This window comes from Fischerella sp. JS2, assembly GCF_032393985.1.
GTDB lineage: Bacteria > Cyanobacteriota > Cyanobacteriia > Cyanobacteriales > Nostocaceae > Fischerella.
Genome location: NZ_CP135918.1, coordinates 6,755,107 through 6,779,577, shown reverse-complemented (window position 1 = coordinate 6,779,577; position 24,471 = coordinate 6,755,107). Strand labels below are relative to the sequence as shown.

Below are 24,471 nucleotides of genomic sequence, written 5' to 3'. Positions count from 1 at the left end.
AAAGATTTAGTTCCCTTTGCGTAAGGGTTTGAAGTTAGGTTGAGGTATATTGTAGAGCGAAAATCATACAATTAACTTTGTGCAAATCCGTAATTCCTAAAATGAGCGTTGTTTTATTGAATAACTAGAACTTAATTTTAATTTTGACCAGGGGTTGAAATATTATGCGTTTGGAAAATTTCTATCAAGCCAGCAAACAAGCTAAAGATAATAAAAGTTCTTTAGATTATGGGATTGAAGCGATCGCTGCTGATAAAGAATTAGCCACCCATATTCAACAGGTATTGATTTGGTTGAAATTTCTTGATCCACCGGCGGATGGACAGTTTGGACGTATTTCGAGTGATGCACTTGTGGAATTTCAGGTGTCTATTTCTGCAATTCGTCCAGAAGTTGCTGACGAGAAAGGATTTCTGGGTTTAGCAACAGCTAAAGCGTTAATAGAAAGCAAACCAAGTGATATTCCTGCACCTAAAATTGATTACTCTCTTAATAACCTAGCAGCTCGACTGATTAAATTTATGGTAGAGATGAACTACCGCGTATCTGTAGGGGACAAAAAGTACAACATTGTCTATGTTGAGGGAATGAATGGCGATGGAACTCAAAATAGTGATGCTCCCAACGAATTCAATGATCGCCGTATAATAATTGAAATACCAAATGCAGATTCTAAACCAGTAATTAGAGGTAATTGGGAAGGTACAACAGAACCTGGTACTAGTTTCACCAATAATCCTATGGGAGGTAGAGCAAAAGAATTAGGAGCTGCCAGAATCGCTTTTGGACAGTATAAAGCTTGGGCAGTAGGCATTCATTACGGAGGTGGTTCAGATCCACATGAAGCCTTGGTGCAAAAGACACCGATTTCTGTATATCGCGACAAAAATAAAGACATGATGCGAACTGGTGATTTTCTGGATACAGGTGTCTTTGATATCAACCAACACTGGGGATTTGACTATCCTCGTACTAATATTAAAGGTGCTAGTGCAGGATGTTTAGTCGGACGTACTCGCAATGGCCATAGAGAATTTATGGCAATTATTAAACAAGATATACGTTATCAGAGAAACAAAGACTATTTGTTTCACACAACAGTAATTCCTGGTGATGAATTTTTAGCTAAATACCCTGTGAAATAATTAACAAGTAATTGCAAAGGTGTAAACTTTTCAAAAATTACATATTGATTTAGAAGGGGATACTCAATGAGTTTGTTTAATTAATGTAAGCAGGAACTTCTGCATTTACTTGATGAAGTCAATGGATTACACAGTGAAACTTTTTATTTAATGCAGAAAGTTCAAACAGTATCTATCTTTGAGCTTCAAGGTCTTGATATTAAAGGAGAATGGCAAAGAACCAAGCATTCTTTAGTAATCTTGGTTTATTAGAACATATAAATCTTCTTGAGTCTGATCTTGAGAGAAAAGATGTTAGATATTTCATAGGTAAAAAAAACAATGAAAATTCTAAATTCACAAAATTTATGGACAGCTATAAGAGACTGACTAGAAGGATTTAAAGCTAAAATTTTAGTGCTTGATGTCAGGAAATAAATGGACAACAAGAATTTTATTTTGTAAATTTACCAGAGGTTTAATTTGATTTATGAGTTTCCTCAAAAAAGGTGGTAACAACGACCTAACTGGAGATAATCAAGTTCCAGATGATAATATAAAAGATGTTTTGGAATCTCTCAAGATCATCAATCAAAACATTATTGAACTTTCCAATACTCTGAATAAAGAAGTTAACTCCTATCACAAAGATGAAAATCTCAAGAGAGAGGTTGAGGAGTTTAAAAAATGTATCAAAGAGGAAATTCTAAAAGAACTTAATAAGAGTATTAAGAATGGGCATTATCAAAATAATCTTATTGTTCAAGAAAATACCTCATCTGTTAAGAAGTTGAAGGAAAGCCTCTTGGAAACTAGAGGTTTTATGGAAGAAACTTTGAATTCTCAGATCCAAGAGATGAAGATACAACTGAAAGAAATCATGGATCAACGCCAAGAACTTGGAAATCTCCGAAGGAAAATAGAAGGTTGGCAAGATTTTGCTGTTGATTTTTTTAAATATATGGAAAGAACGTTGGAATTGCTTCCTAACTCTAATAGTGAAAATGTTCAATATTCTCAGCAATTAATATCAAAGGTGTTAAAAGATTTTGAGAAGCATGTTAATCTTAACTTTGGACTAGAACGAATTTCTCCATCACCTGGTGATGATTTGGATGAGAACTTCCATCAAGCTGTTGAGGAAAAAGAATCAACAGAGGTGCAGCCGGGAAAAATTCTTGATTGCAAGGAATGGGGATATAGAATTAACGGTGAGCTTTATCAAGACAAACGTGCAAAAGTAATTTTGGCTAAAGCTCCAGAGTAAAAAGAGGTTGATGGAAATTAAAGTTTTGAAAAGAACTGACAGGCTTAATGCTACTGAAGAATAGTACAGCAAATTAAAAGTATTGAATCAGAAATCTAGGTGTAAATATGACTAAAGATTTTGCAATTGGCATTGATCTGGGAACTTCTACATCAGAAATTTGCTTTTACAGAAAGGACGGTTCTGAGCCGATTCCTGATCCAATTTCTAAGATTCCCATTATTCCATCTATCGTTGCTATCAATCCTAAAGGGGAGTTGTTGGTTGGTGAGAATGCTCGTAGTTATGTTGATGTACAAGGTCGGGGCATTCGAGAAGTAAAGCGTAAGATGGGAACTTCTGAAAAAGTTAAACTCCAAGACAAGGAGTATCGTCCGGAAGAGATATCTGCTCTGATTCTGCGTAAGTTGAAAGATAACGCAGAAGAAAGATTAGGAACAACTATAAAAGAAGTGGTTATCTCCGTTCCTGCGAACTTCCCTGATGCAGCACGTCAAGCAACTTTAAATGCTGCTGAGTTGGCAGGATTTCAGGTACTTCGTCTCATTAATGAGCCAACAGCAGCAGCTTTAGCATTTGGTATTGACAATATTGATGCTGAAGAAGAAGTGGTTGTTTTTGACTGGGGCGGTGGTACTTTAGACATTACGGTGCTAGAAATGATGGCTGGCGTATTAGATGTCAAAAGTAGTTTCGGAGATCCCTATCTTGGAGGTAAAGATTTTGATGAGATATTGATCAACTTGATACGAAGTAAGTTTCAAGCTGATTATCCAGATATTCAAATTCCAGACAAATCCGTAAGTAAACTTAAAGAGGTTGCTGAATCTGCGAAGAAGATACTTTCTAGCCAATTTTCTCATGTGGTCAGCGTCCCCAATTTTGCTGTTCAAGGGAGTGAATTAATAGATCTAGAGCTTGAAGTAACTAGAGATGAGTTTGAGCGAGCAATTGCTCCTCTGTTAGAACGAGCTAGAGAGTGTGTTCGTCAAGCATTGAATGCTAAAAAGGTGAAACCTAGTGCTATTGATCGAGTATTGCTAGTAGGTGGTACCACTTACATTCCTGCTGTACGTAGGCTAGTTGCTGAAATGTTTGCTAGGGAGCCTAAAGCGGATGTTAATCCAGACCTTGCAGTAGGTATTGGGGCATCTATCAGCGCAGCCATTGCCCAAAAGATTATCAGTGAAGAATCAGGAATTGTCTTAACAGATGTAGCCCCCTTTGGTTTGGGTATTGAAGTGGTAAGTCAAATAGGTGGACAACAAATGCTAACTTATGAACCCCTGATTTTACCCAATACCACGATTCCCTATTCTACTAAGAAGATATACAGTTTGCTCAGTGCAAATCAAACACAAGTTGAGGTCAGACTCTATCAGGATCATAAAGGTACCGCACGATTGCCCCAGGATGCTGTTGATATTGAAATTTTTGGTCACATAACCGATATCCCTCCCGCACCTGATGGAATTCCTTATCCTGTTGAAGTTGAATTTTCTTATAACACTAATGGTCTTGCTACAGTCAAGGCTAGTATCCCTGCCATTAAAAAAAGTGTAGAAATTTCTTATGGAAAATCCAATAAAAGAATGGATGAGGGAGACAAGGCTGAAGCAAGGGAACGCCTACAAGAACTTTGGCGACAAAGCACTAAAGCAAAAGGCTATGAAGCAATCATTGATAGAGCTGAAATCCTAAGTAGTAGTCTTCCACTTGCAGAAAGGATGCAATTGTCTGATGTAGTCCAAGAACTAAAAGAAGCTTTAACAAAAGATGATTCTCTATTAATAGAAGAGGCTGGTAATCGTTTGGTTGATCTAATGTTTGATATAGAAAATAGGGAGTAAGCAACTAAAATGGCTAATGAATTCTATCAACTACTAGAGTTATCTCCCCAAGCTACTCCTTCAGAAATCAAACGCAACTATTGTCGCCTTATCCGAAAATACTCTCCAGAAAAAGATCCTGAACGGTTCAAATTAATTCGCGAAGCTTATGAAACTCTTAGTGACTCAAAGGCGAAAGAAAACTATGATTCTTTGCAGCGACATGGAGAACAAATTTCTAAGCTAGTGGATGAAGCACAAGAGAAAATGTCCGAAGAAGAATGGGAGGCAGCTATTCCACTTCTTAAGAAGGTGCTTGTTCTTTTGCCAGGACAAAATGCGGCTCGAAACCAATTAGGAATATGTTTTGCTCGTATAGAGGACTGGGATAATGCCTTAAAGGTTTATCGTAAACTCACCAAAGATGCTTCTGATGTACCTCTTTACTGGCTCAATTACGGTGCAATGTTTAAAGAGTATGCTGGTTCTTTAGAGGATGACACAAGAAGATCAAGTCTATATCAACAAGCTAGAGAACAGTTTAAGAAGGCGATAGATTTAGAGCCTTATAACTCAGAACCGTATTTAGAAATTTCGCGTACTTACACTGATGAAGGCGAATATACCAAGGCTCTCTCATGGGCAGAACGTGCAATTGGTGCTGATGGAAAAACTGATATTCAAGACTTTGAAACGCTTTTCTATATTTGTGTTATTCACTTACGTAGCGGTGAGTTCAAAAAAATTCAATCTGTAGCGGAAAGGCTTATTTCGTTATTACCTAAAGATGATGAAGATGCACGTAAATACGTGGCTGCTAGATTCTATAATTTTGGGATAGAAATAGCTCAGATAGGTTTCGCAAACTCTAATATTATACTGCTAGATGCAGCCCGCCTCTTCTTTAAAGTTGCGAAAACGTTTGATCCAAATGATGAAGATATTAAGCAGCTGAAAGGCCGCTTAGATAATTTAATTCAAGCCTATGAATTATTTGACTCCTTTAAGGAAGATTCTCAGCTTTCTGACGGTTTTTATAGGCTTGCAGCATTTTCTTTATCCAATGCTTTAAATCATAAAATTGATGATGAGGATGAGGTGTTTGATGATATATTAAATGAAATTTTTAGTGTGCAGCCTACAGTAATTATAAGTTCAGTAAGAAGAATCAAGTCTTTTTACTTCCCTATCTATCAATTAAATGATTCGCTGTTTGACAAAATACAGAAAGTTGCACAAGAGTGCTTATCAAAAAATCAGAACCAAAGTCAAGAGAAAAAAGGTTGTTTTCTAACCACTGCCTGTGTTAGTTACGCAGGATTACCTGATGACTGCTTTGAACTTCAAATACTTCGAGATTTTCGCGACAATTACTTAGCCTTAAAACCAGAAGGGCAAGCTTTGATTCATCAGTATTATGTAGAAGCTCCAATTATTGTAGATTTTATAAATTCAGACCAACAGCGTGAATTTATTTTAGAAGGTGTTCTAGAGACGGTTAGAGAATGTGTAGATTACATATGCTGTCAGCGTCCTAATGATGCTCTGACTAGTTATATGAAAATGTATCAGCGCCTTAGATTTAAATACTATAGACAATACTTTAATCAAGTTCAAAAGGCAAGTTCTGCAACATTGGAGACGTATGAGGGCTTCTAAATTAAATAAAGACTTCATGGCTATGAACAACCAAACACCAGACTTTTTACTAATTGTACTCCCCTGCGATCGCTTGCCTTGTTCAAGGGAAGTTGGTGTTAGCGATTTGCCTATTTGATAGGCATATGAGATAAGTTTAGGCGATCGCATTATTGAGATCTAATCTAATTACTCAACAACACTAATTTTTTAAAATTAAATAAATCGGGATGACTGGATTCGAACCAGCGGCCCCTTCGTCCCGAACGAAGTGCGCTACCAAGCTGCGCTACATCCCGGCACAATAATGCCAATATAGATAATAGACTATCACAAGCTTAGTTAAATGACAAATAAAGAAAAAAGGTAGGACATACTTCATACTTCAGCCTTGATCTCAAAGCTTGCTAACATTAAGTTTGATAACTAACTTTAAGTGGTAAAAGTGGATTGTGATTCTTAAACCAGACTGGTTGCGGGTGAAAGCGCCTCAATGGGAGCGCGTTGGTAATGTTAAAGAGATTTTACGGGATTTAGCCCTGAATACGGTTTGTGAGGAAGCGTCCTGTCCGAATATTGGTGAGTGCTTTAATGCTGGAACGGCGACGTTTTTAATCATGGGACCTGCTTGTACACGTGCTTGTCCTTACTGTGATATTGATTTTGAGAAAAAACCCAAACCTCTAGACCCCACAGAACCCACACGACTGGCGGAAGCAGTGCGCCGGATGAAACTGAACCATGTGGTGATTACTTCTGTCAATCGAGATGACTTGCCGGATGGAGGCGCATCACAGTTTGTCCGTTGTATTGCAGCAATTCGTACAATTTCACCTCACACTACTATTGAAGTATTAATTCCGGATTTGTGCGGTAATTGGGAAGCACTAGAGTTAATTCTCCAAGCGAAACCGGAAGTCCTCAATCATAATACAGAAACAGTTCCGCGTTTATATCGCCGTGTGCGTCCCCAAGGTAATTATGATCGCACCCTGGAATTACTCAAGCGAGCTTCCTACGGAAGAGCTTCGCTAACGCGTCAACTTGCTCCTGCTGTCTACACCAAATCCGGAATTATGGTCGGACTCGGTGAAACTGATGAGGAAATTCGCCAAGTCATGCAAGATTTACGTGCAGTTGATTGTGATATTTTGACGATTGGACAATATCTTCAACCAACTCAAAAACACCTAAAAGTAGATCAGTTTATCCACCCAGATCAATTTGCTGCTTGGAAATCGTTCGGAGAAGAATTAGGATTTTTACAAGTTGTCTCTTCACCCTTGACAAGAAGCTCATATCATGCTGAGCAAGTGAGGGAATTGATGGAAAGGTATCCACGTGGGTGATGATGGGGACAAGGGAGACAAGGGAGACAAGGGAGACAAGGGAGACAAGGGAGACTAAGGGGAATTTCTCTTTCCTGTCCCCCAATGACCAATGACAATTGACAATTGACTAATGACAAAATCAGTAGTTATTCTGGGCGCGGGTGCTTGGGGAAGTGCTTTGGCAACTTTGGCTAAAGTCAACGGACACAAAGTGCATCTTTGGTCGCGTCGTGATTCCCAAACTTTGGCACAAGTGCTAAAAGATGTGGATGTAATTCTCTCTGCTGTTTCTATGAAAGGTGTCAGAGATGTAGTTTCTCAACTCCAATCTTTGCCCCTTTCTCCAGAAATCATTTTTGTCACAGCCACAAAAGGTTTAGATCCGCAAACCACCTGCACACCCTCCCAAATTTGGCAAGAAGCTTTTCCCAATCATCCTGTAGTTGTTCTTTCTGGCCCCAATTTATCCCAAGAAATTCAACAGGAATTACCAGCCGCAACGGTAGTTGCTAGCCACGTTGTCAGTGCTGCTGAGGTTGTCCAGATGGTATTTTCCTCCAATCGTTTCCGGGTTTATACAAATGCTGATCCCCTGGGAGTGGAACTAGGAGGAACGCTGAAAAATGTAATGGCGATCGCTGCTGGTGTATGTGACGGTTTGCAGCTGGGAACCAATGCTAAAGCTGCGTTACTCACCCGTGGTTTAACAGAAATGGTTCGCATCGGTGTTCACTGGGGTGCAAAGCAGGAAACATTTTACGGGTTATCTGGTTTAGGTGACTTGCTTGCTACTGGTAACAGTCCTTTGAGTCGCAATTACCAAGTTGGCTACCAACTAGCCTGTGGCAAAACTCTGACAGAAATTCTCACCCATCTACAAGGAACTGCTGAAGGGATTAATACCACTAAAGTTTTGATGCTGCGTTCACAGCAGCAAAATATTTCCATGCCTATTACCGAACAAGTGTATCGTCTACTCCAAGCTGAAGTTACTCCGCGACTGGCACTCTTGGAACTGATGCTACGCGATATCAAGCCGGAATATAACGAATAATTTATTATTGGTTAGTGGTTAGTGGATAGTAGTTAGTTGTTGATGCCTCATAACAATTACCAATTACCAATTACCAATTCCTAAAATTCCCTGACGAAAAAATATCAAATCTTCAGGAAAGTATCTGCATAGCTATGTAGATATGACTATGCCTGTAATAAATAAGTTTTTCACTGATGCATGTTTATACCACGTTATAAAAGTGACAGTCAAGCTAAATTACATTTGAAATCTTGACTGGGAGATTGATAATTTTTAGTCTGGCTTTGCCTTTGAATAGCTATTGGTTCACTGGAAAGTCAGCCTAACAGCTGAGTTATGGAGATGTAATAAAAAAAACCAGTATGGTTTTTTGAGAAAAAACCCCAAATGTTACTTAAAACCGTGTTAGTTCTTCGTAAATCACGGGAACAATAGCAACAGTTGATTAGATTTAGCTGACCGCAATCTATTGTTACCTGGAGCCATTGAGACGATCCTTATGCCAGCAACATCCTTTTACGCAGATACCGCCTACGAAACCCAACAATCCTCTCAAATATTTGACCCGGATCTTACGATTGATGACACTGAATTACCAGTAGACGATCTGGAAGAGTTGGAGATGGCTGCTCAAGATCCCGCCAGTTTTGCTGTTAGCGCTAACCGCCGCAGCACAGATCTGGTACGTCTGTATCTTCAGGAAATTGGTAGGGTTAGACTGTTAGGGCGGGATGAAGAGGTTTCAGAAGCTCAGAAAGTTCAGCGCTACTTGCGGATGCGGATAGTCTTGTCTAATGCTGCCAAGCAAGGAGACGAAATACTTATACCTTACCTCCGAGTCATCGAAATTCAGGAGCGTTTAGCATCGCAATTAGGACACCGACCTTCTATAGAAAGATGGGCCCGCGCTGCTGGTGTAGAGGTGTTGGAACTCAAACAAATTTTAGGACAAGGGAAACGGCGTTGGGCTGAAATTGCCAAATTGACTGTGGAGGAATTGGAGAAAATTCAGAGTGATGGACTCCAGTCCAAAGAACACATGATCAAGGCAAACCTCCGCCTAGTTGTATCTGTTGCTAAAAAGTATCAAAATCGTGGTCTAGAATTGTTAGATTTAGTCCAAGAAGGAACTTTGGGCTTAGAGCGAGCTGTGGAAAAATTTGACCCAACCAAGGGTTATCGTTTTAGCACTTACGCCTATTGGTGGATTCGTCAGGGGATCACACGAGCGATCGCAACTTCTAGCCGGACGATTCGCCTCCCTGTTCACATTACAGAAAAGCTAAACAAAATCAAAAAGGCTCAACGTAAAATTGCTCAAGAAAAAGGTCGTACCCCAACTCTAGAAGACTTGGCCCAAGAGTTAGAAATGACACCTACTCAAGTCCGGGAAGTGTTGTTAAGAGTGCCTCGCTCCGTCTCTCTAGAAACTAAGGTTGGTAAAGATAAAGACACAGAATTAGGCGAATTACTAGAAACCGACTGTGTGACGCCAGAGGATATGCTTATGCGAGAATCATTACAAAGAGACTTGCAGCACCTGTTGGCAGATTTAACCAGCCGTGAACGGGACGTGATTCTCATGCGGTTTGGACTAGCAGACGGTCATCCTTACTCGCTAGCAGAAATCGGGCGCGCTCTTGACTTATCACGGGAACGAGTACGCCAAATTGAATCCAAAGCACTGCAAAAGCTACGCCAACCCAAGCGACGCAACCTGATTCGTGACTATTTGGAGTCTTTGAGTTAGTGAGTTGATAGTTGATAGTTGATATTTCCCAACAACCACCAACCAACAACCCATTATTTTTGATCCCCCTTCCGAGAAAGTCTCACTAAGCTATGGCAAATGATTCGCAGTTAGTACAACTGTAGCTACGACGTTTATTTTGTCAAGAGATTTTCCTGACGGGGATCACAACAAAGTGTGTTACCTGTTAATTTTTCATAGCTACTGCCATAGCATTTAGCAAATATTCTCAATAAGACATGATTGTTGCAAATTACCCTCAAGTTTTGCTATATTCGCAGCTGAAAGGGTTTGTTGAGAAAAATTAGTATGACTGTCTACACAGCTTCTTCACTCAAGGCAGAACTCAATGATCGCGGCTGGCGTTTAACACCCCAGCGAGAAACAATTCTACACATTTTTCAGGATCTTCCGCAAGGTGAACATCTCAGTGCGGAGGATTTGTATCATAGGCTAGAATCCGATGGTGAAGGAATCAGCCTGTCAACCATTTACCGCACCCTCAAGTTGATGGCACGGATGGGAATTTTGCGGGAACTGGAGTTGGGAGAAGGGCATAAACATTATGAATTGAACCAGCCTTATCCCCATCATCATCACCATCTGATTTGTGTCAGATGCAACACAACTATAGAGTTCAAAAATGACTCTATCTTAAAAATTGGTGCAAAAACTGCTCAAAAAGAAGGTTATCAACTGCTTGATTGCCAGCTGACAATCCATGCCGTTTGCCCCAAGTGTCAACGAGCATTAATGCCTTTGTAGTACTTGAGTAAATTATTGGGGATGTGCTGACATCAAAGAGAAAAAATTATTTGAACAGTTTTCGACTGGCTGTGAGTGGGGATAGGCAAGCTGTTAAGTATTAATACTAACAACTAAGCGGAGCTAATATGTTCCGCTTCTCACGTCACTCAGACTGATGCCATAAAATTCTTGAGCTTGTTTAATAGCTCGTTTGGTTTCATCCCCCATCACACCATTGAGAGGTCCTTTGTAAAAACCACGCTCTTGAAGTCGTCTTTGTATTTCCAGAACACTAAATTCACTCTTGGATTTAGAAGTAGGATTTAGCATACTGTACAACTTGGCTCTGGTTGTAGGGCCTGCAATACCACTTGCTTTTAGGTAGTTATCAGCTTGGAATCGCCGTACAGCATCGGCTGTATAAGGTCCATAGTAGCCATTTGGTTCTCCCTGTAAATATCCAGCTTTAATCAGTTGTGCTTGCAGGACTCTCACAACCTCACCGCGATCGCCTACTGTGAGATTATCTTTGTTTTTTGTTGGTTTAGGCGTTTCATCTCCATAACCAACACCAATAGGTGGTAATTTTCGGCTTGTTACTGGCCCCACAACACCATCGACTCTGAGGTTATAAGCTTGTTGGAACCGCTTCACAGATTCTTCGGTAATCGGACCAAATATACCCGTAGATTTCCCGTAATAATAGCCTGCGATTCGTAAGCGCTCTTGCAAGACTTTGACTGCTTGTCCTTCGTCACCTTTCTGTAATAAATTAGGATTACGGCGCTTGTTGGTTGTAGTAATATTCACAGTACTAGATTGTTGAGTTTTATAACTCACTGTACTGAGTTTAGGAGTTGGATTACTCAAACTACTAAGTTTTGATAGTTGGCTACTATTACTAGCTTTGGGCCATTTTTGTAATGTTTGTAAGGTTGTTGGGCCAGCAATACCGTTTACTTGAATGCCAGCTGCTTTTTGAAAACGCCGGACGGCAGCTTCTGTATCAAAGTCGTATACTTGGGTAATGGGCGCTTGGTAAAAACCTATATTTCTTAACTTTTGTTGCAAGGAGCGAACAGAAGGCCCTTGATCACCTCTTTCCAATGCAAAGGCACTACCAACAGCGCTGAGAATAGACAAGCTGAGAACAAGGGGAAGCATATGCTTCCAAGCCTTACCGGAAAGACGTTTCCAATCTGGTGCTGCTGCGTTCTCCAACCAAGAACTTAGGAAAACTAGTTCACTTGATGGAGACTCCTCGTAGGCAAAAGCTACGTGCAAATACGCAAGATTGTCCATAGATTTCCCTACACTACTTTTCGATATCAGTTTATTTTTGTTCTATTACTGCTTCTGCTTGATGAACTAAGTTTCTCAAATTTTCGAGTGTCTGTAAATTTGCATCCTGCCATAAACCGCGTTTTTTTGCTTCCAAAAGCCTCTCGGCCATATCACGTAAGGCATACGGGTTTCTACTCTGGATAAATTCACTGACATCAGGATCGAACAAGTACGCTTGTGCGATTCCCTCATACATATGATCTTCTACACATTTGGCTGTAGCATCGTAGGCAAATAAATAATCTACCGTCGCTGCCATTTCAAATGCACCTTTATAACCGTGGCGCATAACTCCTGCAATCCATTTCGGATTGACTACACGAGAACGATATACCCTAGCAATTTCTTCTTTGAGAGTCCGGACTCGCGGTTTGGCAGTCATGGAGTTGTCACCAAAATAAGTTTGGGGATTTGTCCCCTGAATGGAACGTACTGCTGCTGTTAAACCTCCTTGAAATTGGTAATAATCATCGGAATCAAGGATGTCGTGTTCACGATTGTCTTGATTATGTAAGACAATCTGCATTTGTGATAGACGTTGCTCAAAGGCTTCAGGTGCCGAAATGCCGCCTAACTCCCCTAATCCTTCTTGAGAGGGGGAACTAGTATAGGCATAGCAACTCCAGTTAATGTAGGCACGCGCTAAATCTTGGTCGTCTGTCCAATTTTGTGATTCTATTAAACCTTGCAGTCCAGCACCATAAGCGCCTGGCTTAGAACCAAAAACCCGATAACGCGATCGCACCTGCGCCTCTTGTGAACTCAAGCCTTGTCTTATCCAAAAATCTGTTTCTTGACGAACTTGTGCGGCGAGGGGATTTAATGATGGAGGTTCATCCAAGATTGCAACTGCTGCAACTGCTTGGTCAAATAAATCTATCAGATTAGGAAAAGCATCCCGGAAAAATCCAGAAATTCTTAACGTTACATCCACCCGTGGGCGTCCTAACACTGACAACGGCAAAATTTCAAAATCTACAACCCGCCTGGCTGCACCATCCCAAACAGGCTGCACACCCAACAAAGCCAAAGCCTCAGCAATGTCATCACCTCCAGTCCGCATGGTAGCAGTTCCCCACAGAGATAAACCTAGTGTTTTCGGATACTCACCATGCTCCTGTGTGTAGCATTCAATTAAAGTCTCCGCCGCTTTCCTGCCTATATCCCAGGCAATTTCTGTGGGGAGAGCGCGAATATCAAGAGTATAAAAATTGTTACCCGTAGGCAGAACCTCCGGTCGTCCACGCGTAGGCGCACCAGCAGGGGCACTCTTGACATACCTACCATCAAGTCCACGCAGCAAGTGAGTAATTTCTTGGTGAGTTTTTTGCAAAGCAGGGAGGAGGCGGGAGTCTATCCAGGTGAGGGGGAGGTGGAGATGTGGGGAACTCGGGGCCCCCACTCCCCCAAGGGAGGAGCCAGTGCGGTGGACGGGTCCCCCGGCATAAAGAAAGAGGCGTTGAAGATTAGGGGCAGTGGGGAGGTGGGGAGGTAGGGGAGTGTGAGGGGTGGAGAGAGTGATGAGGTTTTCTACGAGGGTGGCGGCGTATGTTTCTATAACTTCCACTGCATCGCCGACGCTGCGACAGGGACGCTGAAATTTTTCTTGCAGAATTTGATGGCTGTGGGGTGATAGTTGTGTGGCGAAATCTGTTGTCAACGGATCAAAATCTAAGCCCAAATCTTCTGCGATCGCGCGAGTTAAGCCATGATGATGACGATTAGGATGACGAGCGATCGCTACAATTAAATCTCGTAGTTGCCTACCGCTTGGACATTGCCCAAAAATATGTAAACCATCACGAATTTGGGCTTCTTTCAATTCACACAGATAACCATCGATTTTGCCAATTGGTAATTGGTAATTGGTAATTGGTGATTGTTCTTTGCTATTAACCAATTTCAAATCGAGGTGAAGATTTTCTTTGAGAATTAATTCTTGAATGCGATCGCAAACTGCACTTAAACGTCCTGGGTCTAAACTCTCTGCCTCGTAATACTCATCAATTAAATTTTCCAGTTGCTGTAAACCACCATATAATTCCGCACGAGTCAAAGGCGGCGTCAAGTGATCCACAATCACCGCTTGGACACGACGTTTAGCCTGGGAACCCTCACCAGGATCATTGACAATAAACGGATACAAATGGGGAAGCGCCCCCAAAGCTACCTCTGGGTAACAACTACTCGATAAAGCCACACTTTTACCAGGTAGCCACTCCAAATTCCCATGTTTACCCACATGCACCACAGCATCCGCAGCAAAACATTCCCTCACCCAGTAATAAAAAGCCAAATAAGCATGAGTTGGTTCTAAATCTGGTGCATGATAATTCAAACTCGGGTCAAGATCATAACCCCGCGCTGGCTGAATTCCCATAAAGATATTACCGAGTTGAATACCGGGGATCGGGGATTGGGGATCGGGAAAAGACAAGGGAGAGAGGGGAGTGTGGGGGGTGTGTAGACGCGTAGCGGCTTCCCGTAAGGGTGGGGTGTGAGGGGTGTGAGGAGTGGGAGAAGAATTTACTCCTCCAAGTCGTCCCCCTTCTCTCCACCGATCGCAAATCCCCTGCTGCACTTGTTGCGGCAAACTAGCAAAATACTCCTGATACTCCTGTACAGAAACACTTTGCTGCACCGGACGCAACTCCCTACCTTCCGGATCATTCGTTACCCCACCAGTGAGAAGCTGAATTAATTCATCACCAGTAGCAGGAATCTTTTCTACTTCATAGCCTGCCAACTGTAAAGCCTGAAGAATTTCTATACAACTAGCAGGCGTATCCAATCCGACACCATTAGCAATGCGACCATCACGGCTGGGGTAATTTGCCAAAATCAAAGCAATACGTCGTTCTTGAGGTGGCTTAGAACGCAAACGCACCCAGTTAGATGCTAATTCCGCAACAAACTCAATGCGATCGCGCACAGGTTCATAAACCATGACATCAGTTTCTAACTGGGGATGCCGAGTTTGCACCGCTTTAAAAGATACAGCCCGAGTAATAATGCGTCCATCTACTTCCGGTAGCGCCACATTCATGGCGACGTCACGGGGGGAAAGTCCTTGAAACTGCGCCTGCCACTGTTCTACACAACCACCACTTAAAATTACCTGTAAAACAGGCACATCTAATTTTTGCCACAGTTCTAGTTGGGGTGCTTCTGTTTCCAACCGCGCCAAAGAAAAACTAGTCGTATTCAGTAGTACAGATATTGACTGTGAGTCTTTTGGTTGAAAAATTTCGCTCAACTCTTCTTGCACATCGAGTTCTCGCAGCGAAGAAACAAACACTGGTACAGGTTCTAAATTTCGATTTGCCAAAGCTTCGCACAAAGCATCGATGACTTTGGTATTTCCTGCTAGATAATGGGCGCGGTAGAAGAGGATGCCAACTTTGGAAGTGATGGGGTGATGGGGTGTAGACGCGCAAGCGGCTTCCCGTAGGGTAGGGGGGATGGGGTGAGGTTTTTCTCCCCACCTCCCCATTGCCCCTAATCCCCACTCCTTTGGGGGAGTGGGGGCCCCGAGTTCCCCACCTCCCAATCTCCCCAGCCAAGGATACAGCCCGACACGCGGTACTACCTGGGGTGGTGGTGGATTAAAGGAAGTGGAAAGGCAATGATCAGCAATATATTTTAGGGCGTTGGCAATATTTTCTGTGCCACCTTCGTTGAAATAGCGCCAAATTTGGTTCACAACACCCAAGGGCAGGGTTGAGTGGGACATAAGAGCAGGATCAAGAGCATCGTCCCCTGGTATTACAATGAGGTTTATATCATTGTTTTGTGCTATTTCCTCGACTACCTCTAACCCGTAAGCCCAATAGGAGCGTCCTCCTAGTAAGCGCAGAATAATTACCTGGGCTAGTTGTAAAACTTGCTCGGCATAGGTATCAATGCTAATTTGATGCTGCAAGTTCAATAGGTTAGCAACTCTAAATGCAGAAAATTTTGTAGGTAACTTGGGGATTGCAGCTGCTAAAGCTTGAATGTCGGTGTCAGCAGCCGTCAGCAATACAAGGGGAGCTGGAGTTTGTTCTAGGAAGCTTACACCTTCTGATTGGAGGTTCCAACCTCCTGGAGTGGCATTAATACGATGCATATTCCTGTTTGAGGGTCTTAAACTGTTGGTTAGAACGCAATTAAAAATTGAAGAAGGCAGGAGGCAGGAGGCAGAAGGTTCGATTGGATGGGGATTTAAACCGCAACCAATCGTAGACACCGTGCAGACGGTGGGGTTTTAAACCCGTTTGGCGATCGCCAGAAGGCTTAACTGCAAGACATAATTTATACCTTCTACCTTCTGCGGGGCCCCCACAAATTCGCGATTCGGAGAGCGAATTTGTGGGGAACCCCTTCTGCCCTCTGCCTTCCGCTGAAGGCGGATAATTCAGCAACTGCATCTAGCTTCTTGTAACGAATTTTTGAACATGCTTAGTTCCCCTGATTTGAGCTTTTCTCGCACCTTGCCTTTAGATGTATTTAATCAGCTTGGCGAATTGTTAGAGCAGATGGCTCAAGCAGTGGAAGGTGATTTTGTGGTTCTGACAGAAGCTGTGCTGAAGCAGATTAGTCAACCTGAACAATGGCAGACGCAAAAATTTACAGTTGTCATCTCTCAGGGTTTTAGTGCTTTGATGGTGGGTTATCCAGAGGAAAATGGAGATTTGCGGCAGCAGTTGCATGTTAAGTTAACATTCGATTGTGAAGCGATCGCCTCTTTCTTGATAAACATCAAAGATTTATTTGCACGCAATTGTCCCCAACACCATAAGCTTGATTTTTTTGTCAACTTCTTGCTCCTAATGATGTCAAACTCCAAAGTCAGTTTACGCTATTATTGTTAGATTTTTTCCTGCCAGAGCCAAATCAGGAAATCACACAACCACAAGCCTCCACAACTCCTCTGGCTTCTGTTTGTCAACCAGTGGAGAATGCCCTCAACAAACAACTTGCTCAAGAGCGCCTATTGAATCAGATTACAACTCAGACTCGCCAAAGTCTAGACTTATCGGTAATTATCGTAACAGCAATTGAGCAGGTGCGGCAGTTTTTAGAATTAGATCGGTTAGTAATTTGCAAGTTAGTTTATCCACAGGTGGCAGAGCTTTTTAACCGTTCTCAGAGGTTGAATACTAATAATAATTTACCTGCGGGGCTATTCTCTCAAGATAATTTTTTAGGCGATTTGATTAAGCCAAAACCGGGACAGCCAAATTATTCAGCACTAAACGATGAGATATTTCGTTTCGGAATTCCAGGTATTGATCAAGTCAAAACTTATGCCTTAAATTCCTCATTATCACTCAATTTAGCACTATCTTCTAATTGTGTAATTTATGAATCCCGTGTTGACGATACTATTCCTTCTGTTTTGCACTATAGAGAAGAATATTGCTTTTTACCCAACTCTCCCTGGTGGGAAAAGTATCGTCAAGGCTTGAGTGTTGCTGTAGATGATGTTGAAAAAACTTATGTTTTAGAAGAGTGGTTGTTGAATGCTTTAAGAACTATTAAAGTCCGCTCAAAATTCATCGCTCCAATTGTATTTGAAGATAAACTTTGGGGACTTTTGATTGCTCATCAGTGCAATAGAACACGTCAGTGGACTGGGAGTGAAAAAAGTCTCCTAACTTCTGTTGCAGAACAATTGGCGATCGCAATTTATCAAGCTGAGTTAATGCGATCACTGACTCAAGAGAAACAAACTCTCGAACAAAGAGTCGTTGAACGCACAGTGGCGTTGCATGACGCCTTAGTCGCTGCTGAAGCTGCTAGTCGCCTCCGCAATGAATTTCTTGCTACCATCAGCCATGAATTACTTACACCGTTGACCTACGTAATTGGTATGTCTGCAACTTTACTGCGGTGGTCTTTTGGAGATTTGAATCAACGCCAACGGGAATATCTGCAAACCATCCATGACAGTGGCGAACATCTATTAGAAATGATTAATGATATTCTGGATTTATCCCAGATCGAAGCAGGTAAAGCTGTTTTAAATATTACAGAGTTTTCTTTAGTGAAGCTCGCTGAAAATATAGTTGCATCGTTACTGGAAAAAGCCACCAGCCAGCAAGTCACTTTGAAACTAGAGTTACTTGTTGAGCAAAAAAGCGATCGCTTTACTGCCGATGTTAGAAGAGTAGAACAAATCCTATGGAATCTCTTAAGTAATGCGATCAAATTTACGCCTGAAGGTGGAAATGTCACTTTACGCCTGTGGATGGAAGATCACACAGCAGTGTTTCAAGTTGAAGATACTGGTATTGGTATTCCTCAAGCACAGTTACCATTACTGTTTGAAAAATTTCATCAACTAGATACCCCCTACCGTCGCCGTTACGAAGGTACGGGACTAGGTTTGGCATTAACTAAACAACTTGTGGAACTACATCGGGGGCGAATTGAAGTAGAATCTACTGTTGGTGTTGGTTCAATTTTTACAGTCTGGATACCAGTCCAACCAGAACCAATCATCAAGGATGAAGGATGAAGGATGTAGACGCGCCTTCTTCGGCTTCTCGTAGAGTAGGATGAAGGATGAAGATGAAACAATTGCAGATATTATTAACCCCACGTTCATCAGAAGTTGGGTAATATCAAGTCCGACCAAAATAAGTAGGCGGAAATAAACAATCATTATGTTAAGAAATATACTTAATGATAAGTCCTTAAGCGGACATGATATAAGTTAGTGATGGCTGACATAGATACAATTGCAGCAGCGATCGCAGCGATAAGCGCTGGTGCGGATATAGTAGGAACTACTCTATCTGGCTATACTTGCACTATTAACCATCTTTCTCCTCCTAGTTGGGAACTCCTCACTCAGATGGTAAAAAGCTTGAGAGTTCCCGTGATTTGTGAAGGTAGTATTTCGTCTCCTACGATGGCGCGTCAGGCGATTAATTTAGGAGCATATGCTGTATTTGTTGGTACTGCAATCACGGGGATTGATTATTTAGTGAAAGCCTATACGAAAGAATTATAAGTATATCAATTATGAATTGAGTTCTACAGGAGCATTTGATGTAGAAAACTCGTTTGCTAATGCAGTTGGTACTAAAGTCCAACCTGCCTTTAAAAGCTTCTGGTAAGTTGCCCAACCTCTAGAGCCACCCGGGATTTTGTAATCTGGTACTGCATATTGAGGAAAAGCTGTATAAGGACGCCACGGTTGATGAGGTGCAGTCTGCAAATGCAAAATCTTATCCCCATTATCACCGGATGTAGATAACCAGCACATTCTTTGGTGCATAGTAAGTTCCTTTGTATTTTTCTATTTACATGCATAATGACAGACTTTTGTCAAGTCTAACATCACCCCATTGGGGTAGTTTTTTGCTTAGTTTTCCAGATGTATACACTTACATAAATCTTTCTTGAGTCTGAGACAAAATTACGCACCTTCCTTTATTAACTTTAGGCAGCAATAAAAAACACTTGTGTTCCAATTATGTTAGGTGCTGTAAAAAAAAAGGGGTGTATCGACAAATACGATTTTTTATTATTTATATTTGCATCAAGCCGTAAACTAAAGTTACGGCTAAAAACTAAAACTCGTTTTAACTGATAACTTGCACCAAGAACAACAAGATCCCCGACTTCTTACAGAAATCGGGGATCTAATCATATAAGATTGACATATACCTCACTGATGAACAATTCAAATACTTGCTTATTATCTGGTGAGATTTATGAAAATTCTTAACTAAATTAATAAGCGCAGTTAATCAAAAAATTGCTGCTTAAAAATTACTAGTTGTACTTTTTGCCTATTGCCTGCCTTTACGATTTAGTTCATAAATTAAATCAGATTGCTATGGAATTCTGCTTATTAATATTACAAATTTTGTGTTCTCAAGCCTTTACTTTTTTAGAAGCATGGTACATAAAACTTGTCACCAACAATATCACGAATTTCTGCCACTAATTGATTGTAAGTCGAATCTGTTAAAGCTGGTTCTGCTCCTTGTAAGTTAATTGTTTCATCCAAATTAATCCATGATTTACAACCACCATATTCAGGCAGATAAGGGATTTCTCGAACTTGAGGTAGGTTGTATGTCCGTAGTAGCAAAATATATAATGGCTGACGCGCTTTCCATTTGAGGCGATCGCTAATAAAATGCTCGTTCCAAATATGAAAGGGAAGCAAAGCATTGACTATTAATTCATCACAAACTGGGAAAATATCGGTAATTTTTGCCCAACTGCCAATGCGGATTGTTTGTGGATGCCAACCTGGTGTTACAGGACAAACAAGATTAGCATATTCAGGCTTAAGTAAAAAGGGTTGTTGATGTTCGTAAGTTGGGTAGAGCAAAATCTCGTCATGGACGACTTGAAAACGTCCATTGCGTTCGTGAATACCGCCTTTACGAAGCAGCATGATTGTTTTGCCTGCTTCTAAAGCAGTGACGGCAACTGCCCATTCTTTGAGTGCGTGAAAAGTTGTAGTCACCATAAGTATCTACTTTAACTCTGATTTTATTTAACGCCAAGAGTAATGCAACATGCCACTATCTGGGGAAATGAATTGAGAAATATTTATAGAAGAAAAATTTTTGCTTCAAGTTGCTTAATAGTGATTTGTATTAATTCGTAGTGTTTTTAAACCTGAAGGATCGCAAAGGAAAACGTAAATAAGTCAACAGTTGAGCTATAGGAATTTTGTTATGAATGAATTTATGCAATTTTGTACTTAGTTTGGGACATAAGCAAAAAATTGATTAATCTGCTGAGGATTATTTAACTAAACTCAATACTTGGTTGAATTGCAAAAATATCTACCTCTTACCAGAAGACAGAAAATCAACTTGCACATTTATTCCTCCTTACACTCAGGAACTTTAGCTTGATGCGGACGATACAAAATTTTATTTTCATCAGAAATTAATCATATATATGTATTTTTTGTTACAAATTAATGTAATCTGACACTCACCTAGAGACAGAAGATCAATAAATCATCACAGATAAGTATTAAGAAGAAATTTCCATATCAGAGAATATCTGAGATCAATTTCGGCTAATTGCTGACGATATTATGCTTCGTTATTGGGCATTGGGAAAAAGATTTTTTCAATTACCAATTACCAAAATTTTTGCAATTTCCTTCACAATTAAAGATTTGTTTGGAGAAAAAAATGAGCGGAAACCACAAGAGAAGTTTGCGTTCAACGCTTGCTAGTGTTGTTGTAATTACTAGTGCCAGTACTTTGCTAAATATTATTACAGAAGCTCCAACTATTAGCACACCATACTCCCAAACTGAAGGAAAATCTACAGTAAATTCCATAAATCAACCTATTAATTTAAAGATTGTTCTTAGCCAACGTCAAGTAATTCTTTATCGAGGCAAAACCAAAATTAAATCTTATCCGATTGCAGTAGGTCGCCCAGGTTGGGAAACTCCAACTGGTAATTTCCAAGTACTTAATATGACCAAAAATCCCACTTGGTTACATCCTTTTACAGGTGAGTCTATTCCAGGAGGAAGCCCTAAAAATCCTCTTGGTCGCTATTGGATTGGATTTTGGACAAATGGTACAAATTGGATTGGTTTTCATGGCACTCCTAATCCGGAATCAGTAGGTAAAGCAGTCTCACACGGTTGTATTCGTATGTACAACAATGATGTTCAGGAATTATTTGAGCAGGTAAGTGTAGGAACACCAGTAAATGTAGTCCAATAAGTTGGTCAGACAATTTTGGATTGGAAAAATTATTCCACCAGATAGATATAGAAACGCCTGTAATTGTAGTGCAATAGCTTGGGTAGTCTCTTGATCAATAATATACCTACCTAAAATGCGTAAGCTCAAAAAAGCATTATTAATTAAGGTTTAAACATGCAAAAGCGACGCTTGGGTACATCAGAAGTAAAAATTACACCTATCCTCATGGGGACTTGGCAAGCTGGTAAAAAAATGTGGGTGGGAATTGAAGATGTAGACTCAATTAAAACTATACGTGCAGCTTTTGAAGCTGGTATTACCACAATAGATACTGCTGAGGTATATGGTGACGGGCATTCAGAACGAATTGTTGCTGAAGCTTTATCTGATGTCCGCGATCGCGTCGAGTACGCCACTAAGGTTTTTGCAAACCATCTCAAGTACGATCAAGTTATAGAGGCTTGCGATCGCTCTCTCAAAAATCTCAAAACCGACTACATAGACCTTTATCAAATTCATTGGCCTTCAGGTGCGTTTAATAATGAGATTGTCCCGATTGCACAGACAATGGATGCTCTGAATCACCTCAAAGAACAAGGTAAAATTCGGGCTATTGGTGTTTCCAACTTTTCCCGCAGCCAATTAGAAGAAGCAGCTCAGTACGGACGTATTGATAGTTTACAACCGCCCTATTCTTTATTTTGGCGACAGGTAGAAAAAGATGCTATGCCCTACTGTGTGGAAAACAATATATCTATTCTTGCCTACTCACCATTAGCCCAAGGATTGTTGACAGGGAAATTTAGCCCCAATCATAAATTTGACCCAAAAGATAACCGTAATGATAACAAGCTATTTCAAGGAGAAAACTTTACTCGCGCTCAACAAGCTTTAGAAAAACTGCGTCCAATTGCACAACAGCATCAGTGTAGTCTAGCCCAGTTAGCCCTGGCCTGGTTGATTGCCCAACCTCAAACTCAAGCGATCGCAGGCGCACGCTACCCTGAACAAGCACAAGATAATGCTAAAGCAGCTGCAATTCAACTTTCAGAAGCTGAACTGCAACAAATCGATGCTATTGGACGTATCGTCACTGATCATCTTGATGATAACCCTGTGATGTGGAGTTGGTAATTGAGTAGTTAGTTGTTAGTAGTTAGTTGTTAGTAGTTAGTTGTTAGTAACTATCATGACGAATTCGTCACCAGAACAAATGAAAATATTTCCCCGGTCACCATGTCTATTTTCAAGCCAGTTAGTTATTAACCACTAACCACTAACCACTAATGTACAGACGCGATGTTCCTCGCGTCTCTACCCACTAACCACTAACCACTAACAGTCTCCGCACTCGATCCACTTATGTATTGAGAAATTTAAAGACTCTTTAACTTCAGTTAAAAGGTACTTGCGACTAATTTTTAGGATGATAGATTAAAAAGTAGGACACCAAACAAAGCACAACCAAACTGAATTGGGCAAATGACTTGGTGTCCCCCGTCAGAAGCCCAAGTAAGCTGTCAGCATAACAGTAATATTAAGGTGGCATATTCTCCTAGTTAGGGGAAGCCAAATCCCCAAGCGGAAAAACAAGATTATGCTGAGTTTACTGCTAGTGATGTCCACCTTAGTTGTCTACTTTTTTTAACTCTGAACAATAACATTAACTTAATCACCAAAGAGTTTGCATAACCTGGTCACCTTTGACCAGGTTTTTGCATTTTTAGTATTCATAAATTCCTGCTTGGCTGAGACAAGGAAAAAAGCTTCCTCGTCTCAGCCAATGTTACAAAGCTTAGACATTGGCATTGGACATGGGAAAATCATCAGTATCTTAATTACCCATTACCAATTACCGAATATCCTGTTGAGAAAATTGAATGAACAATCATATTTTTTTCAAAAAAATAGCTGTATTTACTCTTGTAGCTGCACTTTCATTTTCTTGTAGTGGAGGTATTACTAGGAAATCAGAACAGACGCAAGCAACTGCTCAGCAGAAGTCAGAACAAAATATTGTTTATGGTGAATTAATAGTTAAAGAGCAATCAGATTATTTGATGATTCCTGTTGGTCTAACAGATAAAAATCAAGATAGATTATCTTCCTATGAAAATAGATCTAGTTATTACAATAACATCATCTTTTATGGTAAAAAAGATGGACAAACTAATATATTATTAAATAAAAAAGCAATTATTACTAACTTTGATTTATTGGAAGAAAAAAAAGTGGGTAAATCGTCTGCCAGGTATTGGCTATATCAAATTATTAATAGCGATACTAACAGTGATCAAAAACTCGATATTCAAGATGCCAGAATCGGGTATCTATCTGATTTATCGGGTAAAAATCTTCAGCAAATTACACCAAACAATAGCCAAATATTGAGCTGGACGCTTGTACAAAGTACGGGAGCAATTTTTATTAAAATTATTAAAGATTCTGATAATGATCAGAAATTTACAGAAAAAGATGAGACTAATTTTATTAGAGTTAATCTCGATAAACCTGTTATAGGCTCTGAAATTATTAGTGATGAGGTAGAGCAAAAAATTAAGTCTTTACTGGTGAAATAAGTACTTAATATCAATTTATTGTTAGAGACTTTTGATAAAGTAAATCTTAAGTAGGGGAGCCAGTGCGGTGGACTCCTTTCCCGGCATAAAGAAAGAGGCGTCACGTGGCGTTGTGTTATGGCTTTAGCCTAATACAC

The 24,471-nt window shown here is 40.6% G+C and carries 15 protein-coding genes, 1 tRNA gene and 2 pseudogenes; 13 read left to right on the top strand and 5 right to left on the bottom strand.

What is annotated here, in order from left to right; genetic code table 11:
* Window positions 1–164: 164 nt before the first annotated feature.
* The 4 genes from RS893_RS29060 (at window position 165) to RS893_RS29045 (ending at window position 5,879) form a co-directional block, all read left to right on the top strand.
* Entirely contained in the window at window positions 165–1,145 is a 981-nt protein-coding gene (locus RS893_RS29060; protein WP_315789024.1) for a peptidoglycan-binding domain-containing protein, read from the top strand.
* Window positions 1,146–1,614: 469 nt separating this feature from the next.
* Entirely contained in the window at window positions 1,615–2,391 is a 777-nt protein-coding gene (locus RS893_RS29055) for a nucleotide exchange factor GrpE (RefSeq protein ID WP_315789023.1), read from the top strand.
* Window positions 2,392–2,498: 107 nt separating this feature from the next.
* Entirely contained in the window at window positions 2,499–4,241 is a 1,743-nt protein-coding gene (locus tag RS893_RS29050) for an Hsp70 family protein (RefSeq protein WP_315789022.1), read from the top strand.
* A gap of 9 nt (window positions 4,242–4,250) precedes the next feature.
* Window positions 4,251–5,879 (top strand): J domain-containing protein, encoded by a 1,629-nt coding sequence (locus RS893_RS29045; protein ID WP_315789021.1) that lies wholly within the window; start codon window positions 4,251–4,253, stop codon window positions 5,877–5,879.
* A 204-nt stretch (window positions 5,880–6,083) separates the two neighbouring features.
* On the opposite strand, the gene RS893_RS29040 is transcribed toward RS893_RS29045, so the two are convergent.
* Window positions 6,084–6,157: transfer RNA gene (locus RS893_RS29040), tRNA-Pro, on the bottom strand.
* A gap of 153 nt (window positions 6,158–6,310) precedes the next feature.
* Between RS893_RS29040 and lipA the strand changes: the two genes are divergently transcribed.
* The 4 genes from lipA to RS893_RS29020 all read left to right on the top strand — a co-directional run bounded on the left by lipA (window position 6,311) and on the right by RS893_RS29020 (window position 10,740).
* Complete coding sequence (lipA, locus tag RS893_RS29035) at window positions 6,311–7,207, top strand: lipoyl synthase (protein ID WP_315789020.1); 897 nt, start codon at window positions 6,311–6,313, stop codon at window positions 7,205–7,207.
* Window positions 7,208–7,319: 112 nt separating this feature from the next.
* Complete coding sequence (locus RS893_RS29030; protein WP_315789019.1) at window positions 7,320–8,243, top strand: NAD(P)H-dependent glycerol-3-phosphate dehydrogenase; 924 nt, start codon at window positions 7,320–7,322, stop codon at window positions 8,241–8,243.
* Between the two features lie 481 nt (window positions 8,244–8,724).
* Window positions 8,725–9,975 carry an RNA polymerase sigma factor SigC gene (gene sigC / locus RS893_RS29025; RefSeq protein ID WP_315789018.1) on the top strand — a complete coding sequence of 417 codons (1,251 nt, stop codon included), beginning with the start codon at window positions 8,725–8,727 and terminating at the stop codon, window positions 9,973–9,975.
* A gap of 309 nt (window positions 9,976–10,284) precedes the next feature.
* Window positions 10,285–10,740, top strand: a complete 456-nt coding sequence (locus RS893_RS29020) for a transcriptional repressor (protein ID WP_315789017.1) — start codon at window positions 10,285–10,287, stop codon at window positions 10,738–10,740.
* 123 nt (window positions 10,741–10,863) lie between these two features.
* On the opposite strand, the gene RS893_RS29015 is transcribed toward RS893_RS29020, so the two are convergent.
* Window positions 10,864–12,024, bottom strand: coding sequence for a peptidoglycan-binding domain-containing protein (locus RS893_RS29015; protein ID WP_315789016.1), 1,161 nt, complete (start codon window positions 12,022–12,024; stop codon window positions 10,864–10,866).
* Window positions 12,025–12,055: 31 nt separating this feature from the next.
* Window positions 12,056–16,174, bottom strand: a complete 4,119-nt coding sequence (gene cobN, locus RS893_RS29010; protein ID WP_315789015.1) for a cobaltochelatase subunit CobN — start codon at window positions 16,172–16,174, stop codon at window positions 12,056–12,058.
* 328 nt (window positions 16,175–16,502) lie between these two features.
* Between cobN and RS893_RS29005 the strand changes: the two are divergent.
* A pseudogene (locus RS893_RS29005) lies at window positions 16,503–18,568 on the top strand (GAF domain-containing sensor histidine kinase).
* Between the two features lie 195 nt (window positions 18,569–18,763).
* Window positions 18,764–19,066, top strand: a pseudogene (locus RS893_RS29000) (acetylmannosamine-6-phosphate 2-epimerase); the annotation flags it as partial.
* Between the two features lie 9 nt (window positions 19,067–19,075).
* On the opposite strand, the gene RS893_RS28995 reads toward RS893_RS29000, so the two are convergent.
* Window positions 19,076–19,333 carry a hypothetical protein gene (locus tag RS893_RS28995; protein ID WP_315789014.1) on the bottom strand — a complete coding sequence of 86 codons (258 nt, stop codon included), beginning with the start codon at window positions 19,331–19,333 and terminating at the stop codon, window positions 19,076–19,078.
* Window positions 19,334–19,951: 618 nt separating this feature from the next.
* On the bottom strand, window positions 19,952–20,542 hold the full coding sequence (locus RS893_RS28990; protein ID WP_315789013.1) for a DUF1802 family protein: 591 nt from the start codon (window positions 20,540–20,542) through the stop codon (window positions 19,952–19,954).
* Window positions 20,543–21,224: 682 nt separating this feature from the next.
* Here RS893_RS28990 and RS893_RS28985 point away from each other — a divergent pair.
* From RS893_RS28985 to RS893_RS28975, 3 genes are all read left to right on the top strand, one after another.
* Entirely contained in the window at window positions 21,225–21,773 is a 549-nt protein-coding gene (locus tag RS893_RS28985) for a L,D-transpeptidase (protein ID WP_315789012.1), read from the top strand.
* A gap of 156 nt (window positions 21,774–21,929) precedes the next feature.
* Complete coding sequence (locus RS893_RS28980) at window positions 21,930–22,889, top strand: aldo/keto reductase (protein ID WP_315789011.1); 960 nt, start codon at window positions 21,930–21,932, stop codon at window positions 22,887–22,889.
* A gap of 746 nt (window positions 22,890–23,635) precedes the next feature.
* On the top strand, window positions 23,636–24,334 hold the full coding sequence (locus tag RS893_RS28975) for a hypothetical protein (RefSeq protein WP_315789010.1): 699 nt from the start codon (window positions 23,636–23,638) through the stop codon (window positions 24,332–24,334).
* The last annotated feature ends 137 nt before the right edge of the window (window positions 24,335–24,471 follow it).

Bases quoted from the DNA above. Each gene is read 5' to 3' on its own strand.
- RS893_RS29060 (WP_315789024.1), top strand. From the start codon at position 165: ATGCGTTTGGAAAATTTCTATCAAGCCAGCAAACAAGCTAAAGATAAT.
- RS893_RS28985 (WP_315789012.1), top strand. From the start codon at position 21,225: ATGAGCGGAAACCACAAGAGAAGTTTGCGTTCAACGCTTGCTAGTGTT.
- RS893_RS29020 (WP_315789017.1), top strand. From the start codon at position 10,285: ATGACTGTCTACACAGCTTCTTCACTCAAGGCAGAACTCAATGATCGC.
- RS893_RS29055 (WP_315789023.1), top strand. From the start codon at position 1,615: ATGAGTTTCCTCAAAAAAGGTGGTAACAACGACCTAACTGGAGATAAT.
- cobN (WP_315789015.1), bottom strand. From the start codon at position 16,174: ATGCATCGTATTAATGCCACTCCAGGAGGTTGGAACCTCCAATCAGAA.
- RS893_RS28990 (WP_315789013.1), bottom strand. From the start codon at position 20,542: ATGGTGACTACAACTTTTCACGCACTCAAAGAATGGGCAGTTGCCGTC.
- RS893_RS28980 (WP_315789011.1), top strand. From the start codon at position 21,930: ATGCAAAAGCGACGCTTGGGTACATCAGAAGTAAAAATTACACCTATC.
- RS893_RS29050 (WP_315789022.1), top strand. From the start codon at position 2,499: ATGACTAAAGATTTTGCAATTGGCATTGATCTGGGAACTTCTACATCA.
- RS893_RS29030 (WP_315789019.1), top strand. From the start codon at position 7,320: ATGACAAAATCAGTAGTTATTCTGGGCGCGGGTGCTTGGGGAAGTGCT.
- RS893_RS29045 (WP_315789021.1), top strand. From the start codon at position 4,251: ATGGCTAATGAATTCTATCAACTACTAGAGTTATCTCCCCAAGCTACT.
- RS893_RS29015 (WP_315789016.1), bottom strand. From the start codon at position 12,024: ATGGACAATCTTGCGTATTTGCACGTAGCTTTTGCCTACGAGGAGTCT.
- RS893_RS28975 (WP_315789010.1), top strand. From the start codon at position 23,636: ATGAACAATCATATTTTTTTCAAAAAAATAGCTGTATTTACTCTTGTA.
- RS893_RS28995 (WP_315789014.1), bottom strand. From the start codon at position 19,333: ATGCACCAAAGAATGTGCTGGTTATCTACATCCGGTGATAATGGGGAT.
- sigC (WP_315789018.1), top strand. From the start codon at position 8,725: ATGCCAGCAACATCCTTTTACGCAGATACCGCCTACGAAACCCAACAA.